Annotated in this window: 16 protein-coding genes; 6 read left to right on the forward strand and 10 right to left on the reverse strand. The window is 67.7% G+C overall.

What is annotated here, in order from left to right:
- Nucleotides 1-368: 368 nt before the first annotated feature.
- Nucleotides 369-1,499 (reverse strand): 3-deoxy-7-phosphoheptulonate synthase, encoded by a 1,131-nt coding sequence (locus DTA15_RS04755; protein ID WP_006485052.1) that lies wholly within the window; start codon nt 1,497-1,499, stop codon nt 369-371.
- A 192-nt stretch (nt 1,500-1,691) separates the two neighbouring features.
- Entirely contained in the window at nt 1,692-3,008 is a 1,317-nt protein-coding gene (locus DTA15_RS04760) for a lipase family protein (protein ID WP_012493632.1), read from the reverse strand.
- Nucleotides 3,009-3,411: 403 nt separating this feature from the next.
- Here DTA15_RS04760 and DTA15_RS04765 point away from each other — a divergent pair, with 403 nt between their 5' ends.
- Together DTA15_RS04765 and DTA15_RS04770 are read left to right on the forward strand one after the other, a co-directional pair.
- Complete coding sequence (locus tag DTA15_RS04765; protein ID WP_006485023.1) at nt 3,412-3,966, forward strand: hypothetical protein; 555 nt, start codon at nt 3,412-3,414, stop codon at nt 3,964-3,966.
- Nucleotides 3,967-4,021: 55 nt separating this feature from the next.
- Complete coding sequence (locus DTA15_RS04770) at nt 4,022-5,287, forward strand: hypothetical protein (protein WP_006485053.1); 1,266 nt, start codon at nt 4,022-4,024, stop codon at nt 5,285-5,287.
- A 43-nt stretch (nt 5,288-5,330) separates the two neighbouring features.
- On the opposite strand, the gene DTA15_RS04775 is transcribed toward DTA15_RS04770, so the two are convergent.
- Nucleotides 5,331-6,041, reverse strand: coding sequence for a YceH family protein (locus tag DTA15_RS04775; protein ID WP_012493633.1), 711 nt, complete (start codon nt 6,039-6,041; stop codon nt 5,331-5,333).
- 406 nt (nt 6,042-6,447) lie between these two features.
- Between DTA15_RS04775 and DTA15_RS04780 the strand changes: the two genes are divergently transcribed.
- Nucleotides 6,448-7,209, forward strand: coding sequence for an SDR family oxidoreductase (locus DTA15_RS04780; protein WP_020979491.1), 762 nt, complete (start codon nt 6,448-6,450; stop codon nt 7,207-7,209).
- A 17-nt stretch (nt 7,210-7,226) separates the two neighbouring features.
- Here the strand turns inward: DTA15_RS04780 and DTA15_RS04785 are convergent, their stop codons facing one another.
- Genes DTA15_RS04785 through DTA15_RS04795 form a run of 3 tightly spaced genes read right to left on the reverse strand, consistent with a single transcriptional unit; the run spans nt 7,227 to nt 9,657 of the window.
- Entirely contained in the window at nt 7,227-7,931 is a 705-nt protein-coding gene (locus DTA15_RS04785) for an MOSC domain-containing protein (protein WP_006485065.1), read from the reverse strand.
- Nucleotides 7,928-8,824: a dihydrodipicolinate synthase family protein gene (locus DTA15_RS04790; protein WP_012493634.1), complete on the reverse strand. Its 897-nt coding sequence runs from the start codon at nt 8,822-8,824 to the stop codon at nt 7,928-7,930. The genes DTA15_RS04785 and DTA15_RS04790 overlap by 4 nt, the downstream gene beginning before the upstream one ends.
- A gap of 50 nt (nt 8,825-8,874) precedes the next feature.
- Nucleotides 8,875-9,657 (reverse strand): aldolase, encoded by a 783-nt coding sequence (locus DTA15_RS04795; RefSeq protein ID WP_006485038.1) that lies wholly within the window; start codon nt 9,655-9,657, stop codon nt 8,875-8,877.
- 134 nt (nt 9,658-9,791) lie between these two features.
- Between DTA15_RS04795 and DTA15_RS04800 the strand changes: the two genes are divergently transcribed.
- Both DTA15_RS04800 and hutC read left to right on the forward strand, forming a co-directional pair.
- On the forward strand, nt 9,792-10,334 hold the full coding sequence (locus DTA15_RS04800) for a helix-turn-helix domain-containing protein (RefSeq protein ID WP_006485051.1): 543 nt from the start codon (nt 9,792-9,794) through the stop codon (nt 10,332-10,334).
- A 31-nt stretch (nt 10,335-10,365) separates the two neighbouring features.
- Nucleotides 10,366-11,103, forward strand: coding sequence for a histidine utilization transcriptional repressor HutC (gene hutC, locus DTA15_RS04805; protein WP_006485039.1), 738 nt, complete (start codon nt 10,366-10,368; stop codon nt 11,101-11,103).
- Nucleotides 11,104-11,180: 77 nt separating this feature from the next.
- Here hutC and DTA15_RS04810 read toward each other — a convergent pair whose 3' ends face one another.
- Nucleotides 11,181-12,029 (reverse strand): phytanoyl-CoA dioxygenase family protein, encoded by an 849-nt coding sequence (locus tag DTA15_RS04810; RefSeq protein ID WP_006485056.1) that lies wholly within the window; start codon nt 12,027-12,029, stop codon nt 11,181-11,183.
- Nucleotides 12,030-12,060: 31 nt separating this feature from the next.
- The gene (locus DTA15_RS04815) at nt 12,061-12,864 is read right to left on the reverse strand and encodes an ABC transporter substrate-binding protein (RefSeq protein ID WP_006485061.1); all 804 of its coding nucleotides are present in this window, start codon (nt 12,862-12,864) and stop codon (nt 12,061-12,063) included.
- 524 nt (nt 12,865-13,388) lie between these two features.
- Between DTA15_RS04815 and DTA15_RS04820 the strand changes: the two genes are divergently transcribed.
- Nucleotides 13,389-14,252 carry a LysR family transcriptional regulator gene (locus tag DTA15_RS04820; protein WP_006485037.1) on the forward strand — a complete coding sequence of 288 codons (864 nt, stop codon included), beginning with the start codon at nt 13,389-13,391 and terminating at the stop codon, nt 14,250-14,252.
- Between the two features lie 63 nt (nt 14,253-14,315).
- Here the strand turns inward: DTA15_RS04820 and DTA15_RS04825 are convergent, their stop codons facing one another.
- Both DTA15_RS04825 and DTA15_RS04830 read right to left on the reverse strand, forming a co-directional pair.
- Nucleotides 14,316-14,789 (reverse strand): nuclear transport factor 2 family protein, encoded by a 474-nt coding sequence (locus tag DTA15_RS04825; RefSeq protein ID WP_034178492.1) that lies wholly within the window; start codon nt 14,787-14,789, stop codon nt 14,316-14,318.
- Between the two features lie 56 nt (nt 14,790-14,845).
- A complete protein-coding gene (locus DTA15_RS04830) occupies nt 14,846-16,030 on the reverse strand; it encodes an amidohydrolase family protein (protein ID WP_006485045.1) in 1,185 nt (394 codons plus the stop codon).
- Nucleotides 16,031-16,037 lie beyond the last annotated feature (7 nt).

A 16,037-nucleotide genomic window follows, 5' to 3' on the forward strand; every position in this document is an offset into this window, starting at 1 on the left:
GATTTTGACTAATCGATGGGGTTAGGAATATAGGATTCGTCCTAAATTTGACGCTTCTGCGCCAATTACCAGGACTAGTTCGCCGATAAAGGCCTAAACACCCGCGATCCGCATATTGAGAAGAAACACGACGGACTGCAGCCAAAACTCGCTCACGAGAAGTTTCCGCATGGAGCGGCGCACGAGACTCCGGCTGTGGCCACCGGGTAATCGAGGCGGGATGATGCGCGGGCAGGATGCCGGCGCGCGATGTGGTGTCGGAAGCGCGAGCGAGCGCGCATCCGACGTAATGAAACGACCTGTTCGGCACCCATCGTCGTTGGCGTGCCGCACATGACGACGGCGGGCGCTAACCCGCCGCCGTTACCTCACGCATTCCGCGAATACACCCGCCGATGCCGCACCGCCTCCGCCAGCACGTCGAGCACCGGCTCCGTCTGCGTCCAGCTCAGGCATGCATCGGTGATCGACACGCCGTACTGCAGCGGCACGCCCGGCTTCAGATCCTGCCGCCCGGCCTCGAGGTGGCTCTCGACCATGACGCCGACGATCCGGTGCTCGCCCTGCGACAGTTGCCGTGCGAGATCCTGCGCGACGTCGACCTGCCGGTCGTGCGACTTGTTGGAATTCGCATGCGAGCAGTCGACCATCACCTGCTCGCGCAATCCGCTCTTGCGCAGCACCGCGCAGGTCGCCTCGACATGCTCCGCGTCGTAGTTCGGGCCGGTCTTGCCGCCGCGCAGGATCACGTGCGCGTCGTCGTTGCCGCGCGTCTCGAAGATCGCGGCCATCCCCATCTTCGTCATCCCCATGAACGCATGGCTCGCCGCCGCAGCAACGATCGCGTCCGCCGCGACCTGCACGCCGCCGTCGGTGCCGTTCTTGAAGCCGATCGGGCAGCTCAGCCCCGACGCGAGCTGGCGATGGCTCTGGCTCTCGGTGGTGCGCGCGCCGATCGCGCCCCACGCGATCAGGTCGGCGATGTACTGCGGGCTCAGCAGGTCGAGGAATTCGGTCGATGCGGGCAGGCCGAGCGCGTTGATGTCGAGCAGCAGTTGCCGCGCGGCGCGCAGCCCTTCGTTGATGCGGAAGCTGCCATCCAGGCGCGGATCGTTGATGTACCCCTTCCAGCCGACCGTCGTACGCGGCTTCTCGAAGTACACGCGCATCGTGATCAGCAGGTCGTCCTTGAGCGCGTCGGCGGCGACCTTCAGCCGGCGCGCGTAATCGAGCGCCTGGTCGTGATCGTGGATCGAGCACGGGCCGACGACGAGCAGCAGCCGGTCGTCGCGGCCGTGCAGGATGTCGCCGATCGCGCGGCGCGTATCCTCGACGAGCGTCTGCGTGGCGGCCGGCACCGGCAGCTCGTCGAGCAGCAGCGCGGGCGAAATCAGCGGACGCACGGCGCCGATGCGGACGTCGTCGATGCGGGTGGTGTCCTGCGTCGCGTCGGCGCTGCCTACCTCGCGATCGTGGGAAGGATTGTCGAGGTTCTGCATGGTGATTCTCCGGGGGACGTCTGTCTGGAATGATGGGCAGGCTCGATTATGGCACCCGGACGAGGTGGCAGCGGGGTACGGCGACGCAGTGCGGGCGGCGGCCGCCGCAGTCACGCGACCGACGTCAAACGAGACAAAAAAAGGCGATCCGTAAAAGGGTCGCCCGCCGTTCGCCGCGTTGCGCGGCAGCGACTAGTGCAGCGTCTCGGGCGCGAGCGAATTGCTCGGCAGCAGCGACGTCAGCCAGCAATTGTTCGGCGCGGCTTTGCCGTTGAAGCGGTCGTAGAGCCACGGCAGCATGCCCGCCACCCACGGCACGATCGCGCCCACGTGTTCGAGCGGATACTCGGTGTACGTGACCGCCGTGCCGCTGGCGCAGAATTTCTGCGCCAGCGCGCGCACGTCGTACGCGAGCATCACGCCGTCGCCCACCTGGCTGCCGAACGTGCCGTCCAGCGCGCCCGCGGTGCCCTGGCCGATGAACATCGGGATCGTCGGCGACGCGGCCAGCCCCGCATTCACCTTGTTCGCATAGGTGACGTACACCGGAATGCTGTTGATGTCGTTCGCGTATTGCGGCTTGAACAGCGTGCCCCAGCGCAGGCCCGTGTACTTCGGCAGGATGTACGCGAGCGACTGGCTCTGGATATCCTTGAACACGGCGACGCCCGTCTCGCTGAGGTACGGCGTCAGGTCGAAACCGTAGCCACGCGACAGCCCGGACAGCGCGGCCGCGGCGACGCCACCCCACACGATGCTGCCGTCGACGTAACGCAGGTTGTGCGCCGGATCGACCAGCACGCCGCCTACCGCCGCGCCGACGAGTTGCCGGTTGACGTCGGGCGCATAGCTCGGCGCGAGTTGCGCGGCCCAGTTGGTCGCGATCGCGCCGCCGGAATAGCCGATCATCGCAACCTTGCTCGACGGATTCAGCCCGGTCGACGGCGTATTGAGCGCCGCGCGGATCGAATCGAGCGTCGTCATCCCGTATTCGGGGCCGGCCGCGAAGTCGGCCGTCTGGCCCTCGGTATCGGGCACGATGACGTTGTAGCCGAGCAGCAGCAGCGTCGCCAGCGGAATCGATTCCGCGCTGTACAGCAACGTGCCGACGTTGATCACCTTGGTCACGTCGCGGTCGCCGGCGATCACCTGCGACGGTTCGTCGTACGGGTTCAGCGAATCGTAGGCCGACTGGTACGAGATCGCCCGGCCGTTGCTGACCGGGCTGCGGATCACCGACGTCACGTTGACGACCGGCTGGTTCAGCGCGTTGTGGGTGCGATACAGCAGCTGCTGCGCGGTCACCGCGGTCGGCATGCCGGCCACGTGATAGGTGACGTTGCGCGTCTTGACCACGGTGCCCGGTGGAACCGATGCCAGCGGCGTGGTGCCGGTGTATGTGTAGAACGGATCGGAAACGGCCGGTGCGGCGGCGCCGGCCGGCGGTGCGGCGACGGCCAGTGCGGCCGACACCGTGGCCGCGGCCATCATGAAACGTCTGGAGGACATGGGTGGAGGCCCCTGGGATAACCTGCTGCATCGAAGGAAATTCGGCGGTGTTGCAGACCATCTCGATTGCCGCTTCAACGGCGTTTCCGTGCCATCGACTGTCTCCTGTAAGTGAATGATCCGGTTTGTTCCGATTCTGTAGTTTGGTAGGACTGCAAAGCTGATTCATTGAAGCACAACGCGAATGCGTTCGAGATGCGTTTTCGACTGTTTGAAGGTAAACGTCTAAACCGGCTTGCCACGCGAGGCGAGCGCCCCGGCCGTTCGGCCGAATGTTCGCGTTCGAGCGAAGTACCGTACGATCATGGCTGTCCGATAGCGAAGCGGCCCGTCGTGCCACGTCGGCCACCCCGTGCACCGCTTGCCTGTGACCGATCGTTTCCCGCTCAACCGACACGCCACGATGACCGTCTCCGAACTGCTCCGCGCCATCCGCCAACCCTATGCCGACCTGCTCGCGAGAGCGGCCACGCAACCGGCGATCGTCGTCGAACCGGCCTACCGGCGCGCCGACGGCACGCTGGCCACCGAAGGCCCGCTCGCGCTGCCGTGCCGCGCCGACACCATCGCGACCGAGGGCGAGGTGGCCGGCCAGCCCGCGATGGTCGATTCGGCCACGCAGCTGGATTTCGAGCCGTTCGCCTTCGAACTGGAAACGGCGGCCGTGTCGATCCAGCCGTTCGTGTGGGACTGGGCCGCGGTCGAAGCCGACGGTCTCGACGAAAGCACCGCGAACGATGCGTTCAAGACGTGGTTCCTCGCGTGGTTCGACGTGGACGACGAGAACACGCCGGCCGAGGACGGGCTGCACGGCATCGTTCACTACCTGTCGGAACCGGTTCGCACGGAACAGGGCTGGCGCATCCATGCGGATCTCGGTTCCGCGCCGGAGACGGCCGTCGAGGATCTGCTGTTTCGGCTCGTCGACGCGGGCGCGACGCGGATCAGTGTTGGTTGATATGCACCTTCATCGTTCCCCCATCCTCATGAAAACCACCCGGTTATCGCCGTTAATGCGCCCGTTCTTCCGAAGCGCGTGCATCTTGATCGCACTGCACGCGGGCTTTGCGAATGCCGCGCCGCGCACCGTCTATGAAGGAACGCTGCAAGGCGCCGGCACCGTCGTGATGGAACTCGACGATCGCCCGGCCGCGGACGGCACGATCTCGGGCCGCTATTTCTACGCGCAGTTCGGCGTCGATATTCCGCTGCGCGGCAAGCCCGCGCGACTGGTCGAGCCGCTCGTGCGCACGCAATTGCCGGACGATGCGCGCTCCGCGCCGGAATACAGCGACAAGCCCGATTTCGATCATGGGGCGGCCACCTGGCAGGGCACGCGGGACAAGGACGGCTATCGCGGCCGATGGACCGATGCGCGTTCAGGCAAGACACGTACCTTCGCGTTGCGCCGCGTGGCGGCATACGATCCCGACGCGGTTGCGCCCGGCTCGGTCGAAGCCGTCACCGCGCTCGTGGCGGGCGGTGTCGGCAGCGGCATCGCTCGCGGCGCGGACATCGACATGCAGCACGCGCCTTATGCCACGTTGAAGCTCGCCGGGCATGCGCAGCCGGTCGGCCCCGAGGTTGGCGACGGCACGGTTGCGTACCGGATGTGGCGTGACCCGCGCACGGTGCTCGCGTATCCGCGCCTGAGCCGCCATCCCGACCCGGCCGTGATGGCGCGCGTCAACCATCTGCTCGAACAGCGGCACTGGCAAATGAGTCTCGCGGCGCTCGAATGCGCGTCGACCCGCTATACCGACGACGGCCCGGCCGCCGGCACGCTCGGCAGCTACGACGACGAGCGCGTGACGGTCACGTGGCTGTCGCGTGCGGCACTGGGCATCGTGGAAGCCGGCAGCACGTACTGCGGCGGCGCGCACCCGGCCAATCACTACGATCCGGTCACGTTCGACCTGCTGCGCGGTGCGTATCTCGACTGGAATCGCGTGATCGATGCGGCCGCGCCGGCCGACGACCGTGAATCGGCAACGAGCGCCGCGATGGTGAAGTTCATTGCGCGGCTGCGCGACGAAGCCGCACCGGGCAACCAGCCGACGGACGGCGACGGCGATTCGCTGTCGTGCGCCGACGTGTTCCCGCAGTATCTGGCGTTCGAACTCGATGCACCGGGCAAGCTGTCGTTCGTCGTATCCGGCATCGGTCACGCAATGGGTGCCTGTCTCGGCCCGCAGCTCGACGCGCCGTTTGCCGCGCTCAAGCCGATCCTGAGACCGGGCGGCGCGCGCTACCTCGTCCCGGGCGTCAAGCTGAAGTGACGCGGCGGTGCGCGCGCACCGCCGGCACTGCATCAGGAAGCGATCAGGACGCGTTGCCCGGCGTGTCGACGTCGATGCCGAGTTCGCTCGCCATCCGTTGAACCAGCGCATTCAGGCGCGTCACTTCGTCCGCAAGGCGCTTCTGTTCGGCCTTCAGCGCCTCGAATTCGGAAGGCGGCACCGAATCCGCGCCGCCGCCCGCGTCCGCGCTCGCGAAGTCGGCCATGTTCACCTCGCCGCACATCAGGTGCATCCAGCGGTTCTCGCGCGCGCCCGGTGCACGCGGCAGCCGGACGACGAGCGGTTGCGCACGCGCCGCGAGTTCGTCGAGGAACGCCTCGACCGACGAGATATCCGCGAAGCCGTGCAGGCGCGCGCTGTTCAGGCGCAGCTCGGCGGCCGTCTGCGGGCCGCGCAGCAGCAGGATCGTCAGCAGCGCGATCGCCTGGCTCGGGATGCCGAGCACGCGGTTCATGTTGTGCTCGAAACGCGGCACACGGCTGCTGCTGCCCTCCATCACGAGGCTCAGGTGCTTCAGCCCGTCGAGCGCGGTCGTCACTTCGTCCTCGCTCACGTTCATCACCGGCGCGCGCGCGGTTTTCTGGTTGCAGCCCGCGGTCAGCGCGTTCAGCGACAGCGGGTAGGTATCCGGCACCGTGTGCTGTTTCTCGACGAGCACGCCGAGAATGCGGGCCTCGAGGGGTGTGAGTTCGCGAAGGGCGCGGGGCGTGGGCGTATCCGGCGTGGTGTTCATGAGTGACATCGCAGCGTGCAGCAGGTGAAGGGAAACGGTCGCGGCCCGTCCGGCATCGCGCACGGGCGAGCCATATGATAGCTCGCGACGCTCGGCCCGGCGCCCTTGGCGCAGCAGCGTGCGGACTTGCCGCAGCGGGCTTTCGTCGGACGTAGCGGCGCCCGCGATAGCGGGCGGCGCATCGCGGCGATGCGCGTGCGCGGCACCGCAGCGTCATCCTTCGCGCGCGCCGGGCGTTTGCGCGATGCGCATGCCGGCGCTACGATAGACGTTCATCCCGATATCAGCGGCGCCGCACACGACCGCCTTCACACGTCGACACCACGCAGCACCCGCGTTGAATGCGCTGCCGCCGTGCCTGCGCGCCGCTCGTCAAACCCGTTCACCCCCTCACCGGTTCACCACCATGACTGCATCTTCTTCCGCACCCGTGCGCGCCATCGTCACCGGACACACCCGCGGCGTCGGCGCGGCGCTCGCCGAACAACTGCTGCAGGAAGGCGTCGCCGTGCTCGGCGTGTCGCGCAGCCGTCATCCGTCGCTCGCGTCACGGGCCGGCGAGCGCTTGACCGAGGTCGAACTCGATCTGTCCGACTCGAAGACGATCGCGAGCTGGCTGGCCGGCGACACGCTGCGCCGCTTCGTCGACGGCGCGTCGCTCGTGCTGCTGTTCAACAACGCGGGCATCGTCGATCCGATCGGCCCGCTCGCCACGCAGGACCCGGCGATCGTCGCCCGCGCGGTCGGCCTGAACGTCGCCGCGCCGCTGATGCTGTCGGCGGCGCTCGCGCAGGCCGTATCGGCCGCGACCGAATGCCGGATCGTGCACCTGTCGAGCGGCGCGGCTCGCAACGCGTATGCGGGCTGGAGCATCTACTGCGCGACCAAGGCCGCGCTCGATCACCATGCGCGCGCGGTCGCGCTCGACGCGAACGGCGGGGTGCGCATCTGCAGCGTGGCGCCGGGCGTCGTCGATACGGGCATGCAGGCCACGATCCGCGCGACCGACGAAGACAATTTCCCGATGCGCGAGAAATTCGACCAGTTGAAATCGAGCGGCGCGCTCGCGACGCCCGAGGCGACCGCCCGGCAACTGATCGGCTATGCGCTGAGCGACGCATTCGGTACCGAGCCGACGGCCGACGTGCGCAACCTGCCGACGCAGTAAGCGTCGGACGCGGCCCGTCATCCTTCGAGCCGCTTCGTCCAGTCCTCGACCTGCCGCGCCGTCCGGCGTTTTTCCAGCATCGCGCGCCAGCCGGGCGGCAGCAGCGGCACGTCGCACAGCGCATCGAGCGCGGCCATGTCGAGCATGCGGCGATACAGCACGTCGAGCACCGTCGACAGCGGCCACTGCGGGTAGCGGCGCTCGTGCAGCGCCAGCACATCGCCCGCCGCCACCCACCCTTCCTGCAGCACGCGGTAGTACCAGCCGGTCCGGCCGCTGTGCTGCACGAGCGCCGCCATCCGCGGATGGTCGAAGCGTGCGTTGAGCTTCCAGCACGGCTGCCGCGACTGCGAGACCTGGAGCACCGCGCCGCCCAGCGTGAACACGTCGCCGAGACACACGTCGTGCTCGGTGATGCCGCGCGTCGACAGGTTCTCGCCGAACGCGCCCGGCCGGGCGAGCACGTCGCGCGCGCCGATCTGGTCGGCCCACCACGCATAGTGATCGTGCGCGTAGTGGTGAACGGCCTTGTCGGGGCCGCCGTGATGCCGCGCATCGGCCTGCTCGTCGCCGGCAAACCCGAGTGCGCCCAGCCACAGGCGCGCATCCACCGGCTGCTTGTCGATCGCGCTCGCGTGCGGCGTACCGGCGAGCGGCCGGCTCGCGCCGATCCGCACCGCGCCGATGGCCGCCGCGATCGCCGGCCGCGCGTCGCCGCTCATGCCGCCACACCGTCCGGCAGCGCCGCGAGCAGGCGCTCGAGTTCGCGCGTGCGTGCCTCGCCGAGCGGCAGCAGCGGCCGCCTCGGTTCGCCGGCGTCGAAGCCGCGCAGCCTCAGCCCGGCTTTCACGGTCACCGGCAACCCGCCGTTGACGATGAACTGCAGCAACGGCAACTGCGCGTGAAAAACCGATCGGGCGCGCACGAGGTCGCCCGTGCGCATCGCGTCGAACAACGCGAGCGGCAACGCGGCGTTGAGATTCGGCGCGGCCGTGCACCATCCTGCCGCGCCCGCGGCCAGCGCGGCGAGCGCCATCGGATTGCTGCCGTTGTAGAACGGGATCGTCCCGTCGCTCAATTGCGCGAGCCGGTGCATCCGGCCGATGTCGCCGGTGCTCTCCTTGACCATCGTCACGTTGTCGACGGTCCGGCAGATCGTCGCGATCAGCTCGGGCGACATGTCGACGCCGCTCGTCGCCGGGTTGTTGTACAGCATGATCGGGATGCCGATCGCGTCGCCGATCGCACGATAGTGCGCGACGATCTCGTCGTTGCCGAGCTTCCAGTACGACACCGGCAGCACCATCACCGCATCGGCGCCGGCCTGCTCGGCGAAGCGGGCGCGGCGCACCGCGCCCGCCGTGGTGAGATCCGAGATTCCGACGACGGTCGGCACGCGCCGGCGCACCGCGCGAATCGACGCGATGGCGACGGCCTCCCATTCGGCATCGGACAGGTAGGCGCTTTCGCCGGTGCTGCCCAACGGCGCGATCGCATGAACGCCGTCGGCGACCAGGCGTTCGATCAACGCATCGAGCGCGGTCAGGTCGACGCCGCCGTCGGCGGAGAATGGCGTGACCGGGTAGGCAATGATGCCTTTCAGCAGGATGGACACGATATGCATTCCTCAATGATTGTCTGGCGAAGTGGTAACGATGCGCCGATTCACGCGACGCAATCCTGATGCGTACGCAATGCGCGGCGCGCGTAGTAGTCGAACGTCACCGCATCGCGCTTCGGCTTCGAGATCCAGTCGTGCGCTTCACGCGCCAGGGCCGGCGGCACCGGCTTGATCTCGCCGGCCGACATCGCGAGCAGTTGCAGTTTTGCCGCGCGTTCGATCAGCAGCGCGAGGATGCATGCCTCCTCGATCGTCTTGCCGACCACGAGCTGCCCGTGATGCGACAGCAGGATCGCGCGCTTGTCGCCGAGCGCCTTCGAGATGATCTCGCCCTCCTCGTTGCCGACCGGCACGCCCGGCCAGTCCTTCAGGAACGCGCAGTCGTCGTACAGCGGGCAGGCGTCCATGTGCGACACGACGAGCGGCTGCTCGAGCATCGACAGCGCCGCGACATGCGCCGGGTGCGTATGGATGATGCAGTTCACGTCCGGGCGCTCGCGATAGATCCACGTATGGAACCGGTTGGCCGGGTTCGGAATGCCTTCGCCATCGACGACGTCGAGATCCTCGTTGACGCGCAGCAGGTTCGCGGCCGAGATCTCGTCGAAGCCGAGCCCGAGCCGCTGCGTGTAGTACGTGCCGGCCGCATCCGCGCGGCAGGTGATCTGCCCGGCCAGGCCCGAGTCGTGGCCGGCGTCGAACAAGATCCGGCACGTCAGCGCGAGCTTTTGCCGCGCGGACCAGCCGCTGTCGCCCACCGCGTTGTCCAGACGCCGTTCCGCCAGCGCGACCAGCGCTTCCTTCGTCAAATTCAGCGTTTCCGCCATGTTCGCCTCCTGAATGGACCGGGCCTGCCACGCCGTCCGCGGCCGTTTCCCCGGTCACACGTGACACACGATACACCGAATGACACTTTGTGTCATGCGTTACAATCGGTTTTTCGAAGGACACCTGGCGCCCCATGACGATTCGCCTGAAGCTGCTCAGAAAACAGAAGGGCTGGACGCTCGACGTGCTGGCCGACGAGACGGGCCTCACCAAGAGCTACCTGTCGAAGGTCGAACGCGGCCTGAGCGTGCCGTCGATCGCGGTCGCGCTGAAGCTGTCGAAGGCGCTGAACGTCGACGTCGAGCAACTGTTCTCGGAAAGCCGCAACCGCGAGCTGATCACGGTCACGCGCGCCGGCGAGCGCACCGCGATGGGCGCGGCGGCCGACCGCCACGCGCACCGCTTCGAGAGCATCGCGGCCGGCGTCGCGCCGAAGAAGATGCTGCCGTTCGTCGTGCATCCGCCGCACGAATTCGTCGCGTCGACGTTCCGCGAGCACGAAGGCGAGGAATTCCTGTTCGTGCACAAGGGGCGCGTCGAAATCGAATTTCCGAACGAGACGGTGCAACTCAGGGCTGGCGATTCAGTCTATTTCAACGCACTCATCCCGCACCGCACGCGCAGCCTCGGCACCGCGCAGGCGGAGATTCTGGTCATCGTCAGCCACGACGACTAGCCTCGTCACTTCTTCGCGCAAGGATCTTTCGATGGTCACCAAGGCCACCGCACCGTTCCAGCAGATCAAGACGCTCGTTCGCCAGAACGTCGAGTCGGGCGACTGGCGCCCCGGCGACCGCATCCCGTCCGAGCTCGACCTCGCCGCGCAGTTCGGCGTCGCGCGCATGACGGTCAACCGCGCGCTGCGCGAGCTGACCGAGGAAGGCGTGCTGAAGCGCATCGCGGGCGTCGGCACCTTCGTCGCCGAGGTGAAGCCGCAGTCGAACCTGCTGATGATCGCGCACATCCGCGACGAAATCCGCGCACGCGGGCACGAATATCGCTGCCGCGTGCTGAGCCGGTCGAGCGAACCCGCGTCGTTCGACGTCGCCGCCGCGTTCGGCCTGCCGGTCAACACGCCGGTCTTTCACGTGGTGTGCGTGCACGAGGAAAACGGCCGCCCGATCCAGCTCGAGGACCGCTACGTGAACCCGGCCGCCGCGCCCGGCTTCATCGACCAGGATTTCGAGGCCGAGCCGCCGTCCGAGTACCTGTACAACAACGTGTCGCACTACGAACTGGAAATCGAGCACGTCGTCGACGCGTCGCTGCCCACCGGCGAGCAGGCGCGGCTGCTCGACATGCGCGCCGACGAGCCGTGCCTCACGCTCACGCGGCGCACGTGGACGGACGGGCTGCCCGTCACGTTCGTGCACTTCCTGCATCCGGGCAACCGCTACCGGCTCGGCTCGCGCTTCAAGCCGGGCGCGGGGCGCCACCCGACCTGATCCTTCGGCGCACGCACGCCCCCGAACGCACGGCGGCCGTTTCGTCATGAAACGGCCGCCGTGTGGGTGACAGCAGGTCAGATCGCGCCGACCTGCCCTGCGTCGCGCGACCACACGACCGGGAACAGCGGGTGGTCGAGCGGCGCGCCGTCGGCCAGTTGCGCCGCGAGCCCGGGGAAATCGGGCGAGGTTTTCCAGCGGCGCGGCGCGTGACGGACATCGTCGCCGACGAAGCGGATCGAGAACGCGCGCCGGCGGTTCTGCGTGCCGCCCGACGCATGCAGCGTCAGCATCCGGAAGCACACCATGTCGCCGGGTTCGAGCGCCCAGTGGCGAATCGGGAACGCCGCGCGGTCGGCTTCGATGTCGGGCAGGTCGGCGAGGCTGCCTTCCGGAAACCACTTCGCCTCCTTGTCCATGAACGTGCGCGGCATCAGCCATGGCCCGCGATGCGAGCCCGCGACGAATTCCAGCGTCGATTCGAGCGGCACCGGATCGACCGGAATCCACATGCTGACGTTGTCGTCGCCTTCGATGTTGTAGTACGGCTGGTCCTGATGCCACGGCGTGCGCTGCCGCGTGCCGGGCTCCTTCACGAGCAGGTGGTCGTGATGCAGCCGCACGTGGTCGGTGCCCATCAGCGCGGCGGCGACCGACGGCGCCGGCGAGCGCACGATGAAATCACGATACGCGTCGTTGTGCTGCCAGTTGCAGAAATCCTCGAAGAACCAGCCGGGATCGTCGGGCCGGCTCGCGACTTTCGCGCGTTCGCTCGGCTGCGCGAGGTTCGCGTCGATGCCGGCCCGCAGCGCGGCCACTTCGTCAGGCGAAAAAATGCCCTTGATGCAGACCGCGCCTTCCTCTCGGAACGCGGCGATCAGTTCGGGCGTCACGGCTTGCGCGACGCGCTCCTGGATACTCGTCATGGTGTGCCTGTCGATCGAATGAGTCACGGGGTCACGGTGCCGAAGTCAGTTGCTGCTTCGCGCCGTAGATGTCGAAGTCGAAGTATTTCGCGGCGATCTTCTGATAGGTGCCGTTCGCGCGAATCGCGACGATCGCGTCGTTCAGCCGCTTCTTCATGTCGGCGTCGCCCTTGCGGATGCCCATCGCGACGCCGTAGCCGGTGATCCGCGCGTCGGTCACGTCCGGCCCCGCGAACGCGTAGCCCTTGCCGCGCGGCGTCTTCAGGAACGAGTAGCCGGCCTGCGTCTTGTCCTGGAAGGTCGCGTCGAGGCGGCCGTTGACGAGATCCTGATACACCTGGTCCTGGTTCTGGTACGAAACGATCGTCACACCCCTGGTCGCCCATTCGGCCTTCGCGTACGCCTCCTGCGTCGTGCCCTGGTCGATCCCGATGCGCTTGCCGGCGAGCGACGCGGCGGTCGGCAGCAGCTTCGAGCCGACCGGCGCGACGAGCGCGCCCGGCGACGCATACAGCTTGTTCGAGAAGTCGATCTGCTTGAGCCGCTCGTCGGTGGCCGTCATCGCGGACATGATGACGTCGAACTTGCGTGCGCGCAGCGCCGGGATCATCCCGTCGAAGCCCTGCTCGACCCACACGCACTTCGCATGCAGTTGCTCGCAGATCGCATTGCGCAGGTCGATGTCGAAGCCGGCGAGCGAGCCGTCGGGCTGCTTCGCCTCGAACGGCGGATACGTGGGGTCGATACCCCAGCGGATCGTCGACGTGTCCTGCGCGAACGACGCGAGCGGCGCGAACGCCAGCGCGGTAACGAGGAGTTTTGCGGTGCGGTTCATGGCGGGTCCTTGTGAGTCTCGACGCGGCGGGGGATGCCGGCGTACGGTGGAAGCGTCGCGACGGGAGGCCGGCGCGGGGTGCGAAAGACGAGGGACTTCGGTGAAATTGCGATGCAGTCTAGACTGCTTGATTTTTGAGCGCAAGCGGGGGAATCAAGAATAGAAAGGGGCAGAGGCGGCCGCGAACCCGAAGGCCGGCACAGCGCTTGATTTACCGCCATCCAGCCGGGAATTTCGAGCGTTTACCCTACGTGACGCGCATTCGCCACGGAGCGTATTTCCTCGGATATTCGCCGAACGGCGATGTCTATGCAGGCAATCAGCGTAGCGCTTTCCGAATGCGGTTCCCGCCGTTCCCGCAACGCACCCTATACCGCTCGTTGAATATGCGCCAGGTGCCTTCAAACCCCGCAAAACACCGCCCCCAAGTCCGGCGAAACCGCGATTGCCCATGGCGTCCGGCCATGTTAAAAGTCATCGCACGCATTTGAAAATGAAATGCGCGATTCCACAGAAGTGCAGAAATGAATAGACCCCTGTTCGACATCGACCTGCTGCGCGCGCTCGTGATGGTCGCCGACTGCGGCAGCTTCACGACGGCATCCGCGCGCCTGCATTCGACGCAGTCGACGGTCAGCCAGAAGGTGCGCCGGCTCGAGGAAATCGCCGGTCACCGGCTGCTCGACCGCGGCACGCGCGACGTGCGGCCGACCGACGCGGGCGTGACGGTGCTCAGCTATGCGCGGCGCATGCTCGCGCTGAACGACGAGATGCTGGAGGCGCTGTCGGGCGCGACGGTCGCGCTGACGATCCGGCTCGGCGTGCCCGACGATTTCGCGGCGGGCCGCACGACGCACGCGCTCGCGGCATTCAAGCGCGAGCACCCGCAGGTCAAGCTCGAAGTGACGTGCGGGTTGAGCCGCGACATCAGCGCCGCGTACGATCGCGGCGAACTCGACCTCGTGCTGATCAAGCAGCGGCGCGACAGTCGCGAGGCCGTCGTGCGCTGGCCGGAGAAGCTGCGCTGGATCGACAGCGCGAAGCATCCGTCGATCGATCTCGATCCGGTGCCGATCGTCGTGTTCCCGCCGCGCGGGCTCTATCGCGACGACATGATCAAGGCGATCGAGGAGCGCGGCCGCCGCTGGCGGATCAGCTTCACGACGTCGAGCCTGAGCGGCATCCAGGCGGCCGTCGCGGACGGGCTCGGCATCAGCGTGCTGCCCGCGCGCGTGGTGACGGACGAGCATGTGGTGCTGACCGCGAAGCAGGGCTTCGCACCGATCGAGCACATGGACATCGCGATCCTGCACCGGCCGACGGCCGACCCGATGGTCAGCGAGCTGACGAAAGCGCTCGCGGCGATGCTGGAACTCGAAGGGCGGTAAGCGCAGCGGAATGCCAACGGCAGCGGCGCACAAGGGCGCCGCGCACCACACGCGTCAGAACAATCAGAACATCGTGTTGCCGTTCGCGGCCTGCTCGGGCACCGGCTGGTTGACGTCCCAGTGCTCGACGATCTTGCCGTGTTCGAGCCGGAAGACGTCCATGATCGCGCTGCCGCGCGTGCCCGGTTCGCGCACCGCGTGCACGTGCAGGATCACGTAGTCGCCGTCGACGAACGAGCGCTTGATCTCGCTGTGCGACTGCGGATATTTGTCGCGCAGGAACGCGACGAACTTCCGGAAGCCGTCGCGCCCGTCGGCCGCGTTCGGGTTGTGCTGCACGTAGCGATCGCCGACATATGCGAGCGCGGCGTCCGCATCCTTCTCGTTCAGCCCTTTCTCGTAGAACGCCAGCACCGTGCGCCGGTTGGCTTCCTGTTGCGCGTCGGCCGGACCGGCCGCCACCGCCTGCGCGGCCGTCACGGCGAACAGGGCTGCCGCCATCCCTCGTGCGGCCCGTGCCGCGGTCATGCGTCGCATCGTCGTCTCCCCGGAAATCCGGCTGAAAACCGGATCATACCGGGGCGACGTGGCACTCAGACCAGCGCGCCGTCGCGCGCGACGATCTTCCCGGACGATACGACGAGGCGCCGCACCGGCCGCGCGACGACGGCCTCGGCGAACGTCAGCGCATCGACGAGCACGACGTCCGCGCGGCTGCCCGGCTGCAACCCGTAATCCGCGAAACCGCAGCCGCGCGCCGCGCCGTGCGTCACGCAGTCGAGCGCGACTTCGAGCGCATCGTCGCGGCGGAAATCGTTGCGCATGCCGATCAGCATCGCGCGTTCGAGCATGTCGGGCGAACCGTACGGCGTCCACGTGTCGCGCACGCCGTCGTTGCCGCCGATCACGATCACGCCCGCCGCGCGGCACGCGGCCACCGGCGGCACCGGCACCGCCGCCGGCGCGGTCGTGACGATCGCGACGCCGAGCCCGGCCATCCGCGCGAGCAGCGCATCGCGCTCGCGTTCGGCGATGTCGCCGAGACAGAAACCATGGCTGATCGTGACCTTCCCCTGCATGCCGTGCGCGGCCGTGCGCTGCAGGATCAGGTCGAGCGAATACGCGCCCATCGACCCGCGCTCGTGCAGATGGATATCGAGCCCGCACCCGTGGCGATCGGCGATCGCGAACAGCACGTCCACCGCCTCGACCGGATCGCCTTCGATCGCACACGGGTCGAGCCCGCCGAGCAGGTCGGCGCCGGCGCCGAGCGCGTCGGACAGCAGCGCATCGGTGCCCGGCCGCTTGAGCACGCCCGATTGCGGAAACGCAACGATCTGGATCTCGACCTGCCCGCGCAGCGTCTCGCGCGTCGCGAGCACGCCGTGCAGATGACGCAGCCCGGCTTCGGTATCGACGTCGACGTGCGTGCGGATGCGCGTCGTGCCGGCCGCGAGGAACGCACGCGCCAGCGCGAGCGACGCGGTGCCCGCGTCATGGCCGCTCGTCGCGCGATAGTGGCGTTCGTTCTCGATGCGATCGACGAGGCGCGGCCCGACCTGGTTGCGATACCACGGCATCCCCCAGTGAGTCTTGTCGAGGTGCGTGTGGCCTTCGACGAGGCCAGGCAGCGCCAACGCGAGCCCGCCATCCTCGATCGCGCAGCCGGCCGGCGCATCGAGCGACGGGCCGACGCGCGCGATGCGATCGTCTTCGATCAGGATATCGAGCGCGGCGTCGGCGCTCGTGCGGACATTGCGAATCAGCAGGGTCGTCATGTTGGTT

This window comes from Burkholderia cenocepacia (assembly GCF_900446215.1).
GTDB classification, from domain to species: Bacteria; Pseudomonadota; Gammaproteobacteria; order Burkholderiales; family Burkholderiaceae; genus Burkholderia; species Burkholderia cenocepacia.

Coding starts and splice junctions, on each gene's coding strand:
- DTA15_RS04755 (WP_006485052.1), bottom strand. CDS start 1,499: ATGCAGAACCTCGACAATCCTTCCCACGATCGCGAGGTAGGCAGCGCC.
- DTA15_RS04810 (WP_006485056.1), bottom strand. CDS start 12,029: ATGACGAGTATCCAGGAGCGCGTCGCGCAAGCCGTGACGCCCGAACTG.
- DTA15_RS04775 (WP_012493633.1), bottom strand. CDS start 6,041: ATGAACACCACGCCGGATACGCCCACGCCCCGCGCCCTTCGCGAACTC.
- DTA15_RS04825 (WP_034178492.1), bottom strand. CDS start 14,789: ATGCGACGCATGACCGCGGCACGGGCCGCACGAGGGATGGCGGCAGCC.
- DTA15_RS04785 (WP_006485065.1), bottom strand. CDS start 7,931: ATGAGCGGCGACGCGCGGCCGGCGATCGCGGCGGCCATCGGCGCGGTG.
- DTA15_RS04760 (WP_012493632.1), bottom strand. CDS start 3,008: ATGTCCTCCAGACGTTTCATGATGGCCGCGGCCACGGTGTCGGCCGCA.
- DTA15_RS04770 (WP_006485053.1), top strand. CDS start 4,022: ATGCGCCCGTTCTTCCGAAGCGCGTGCATCTTGATCGCACTGCACGCG.
- hutC (WP_006485039.1), top strand. CDS start 10,366: ATGGTCACCAAGGCCACCGCACCGTTCCAGCAGATCAAGACGCTCGTT.
- DTA15_RS04780 (WP_020979491.1), top strand. CDS start 6,448: ATGACTGCATCTTCTTCCGCACCCGTGCGCGCCATCGTCACCGGACAC.
- DTA15_RS04795 (WP_006485038.1), bottom strand. CDS start 9,657: ATGGCGGAAACGCTGAATTTGACGAAGGAAGCGCTGGTCGCGCTGGCG.
- DTA15_RS04765 (WP_006485023.1), top strand. CDS start 3,412: ATGACCGTCTCCGAACTGCTCCGCGCCATCCGCCAACCCTATGCCGAC.
- DTA15_RS04800 (WP_006485051.1), top strand. CDS start 9,792: ATGACGATTCGCCTGAAGCTGCTCAGAAAACAGAAGGGCTGGACGCTC.
- DTA15_RS04830 (WP_006485045.1), bottom strand. CDS start 16,030: ATGACGACCCTGCTGATTCGCAATGTCCGCACGAGCGCCGACGCCGCG.
- DTA15_RS04815 (WP_006485061.1), bottom strand. CDS start 12,864: ATGAACCGCACCGCAAAACTCCTCGTTACCGCGCTGGCGTTCGCGCCG.
- DTA15_RS04820 (WP_006485037.1), top strand. CDS start 13,389: ATGAATAGACCCCTGTTCGACATCGACCTGCTGCGCGCGCTCGTGATG.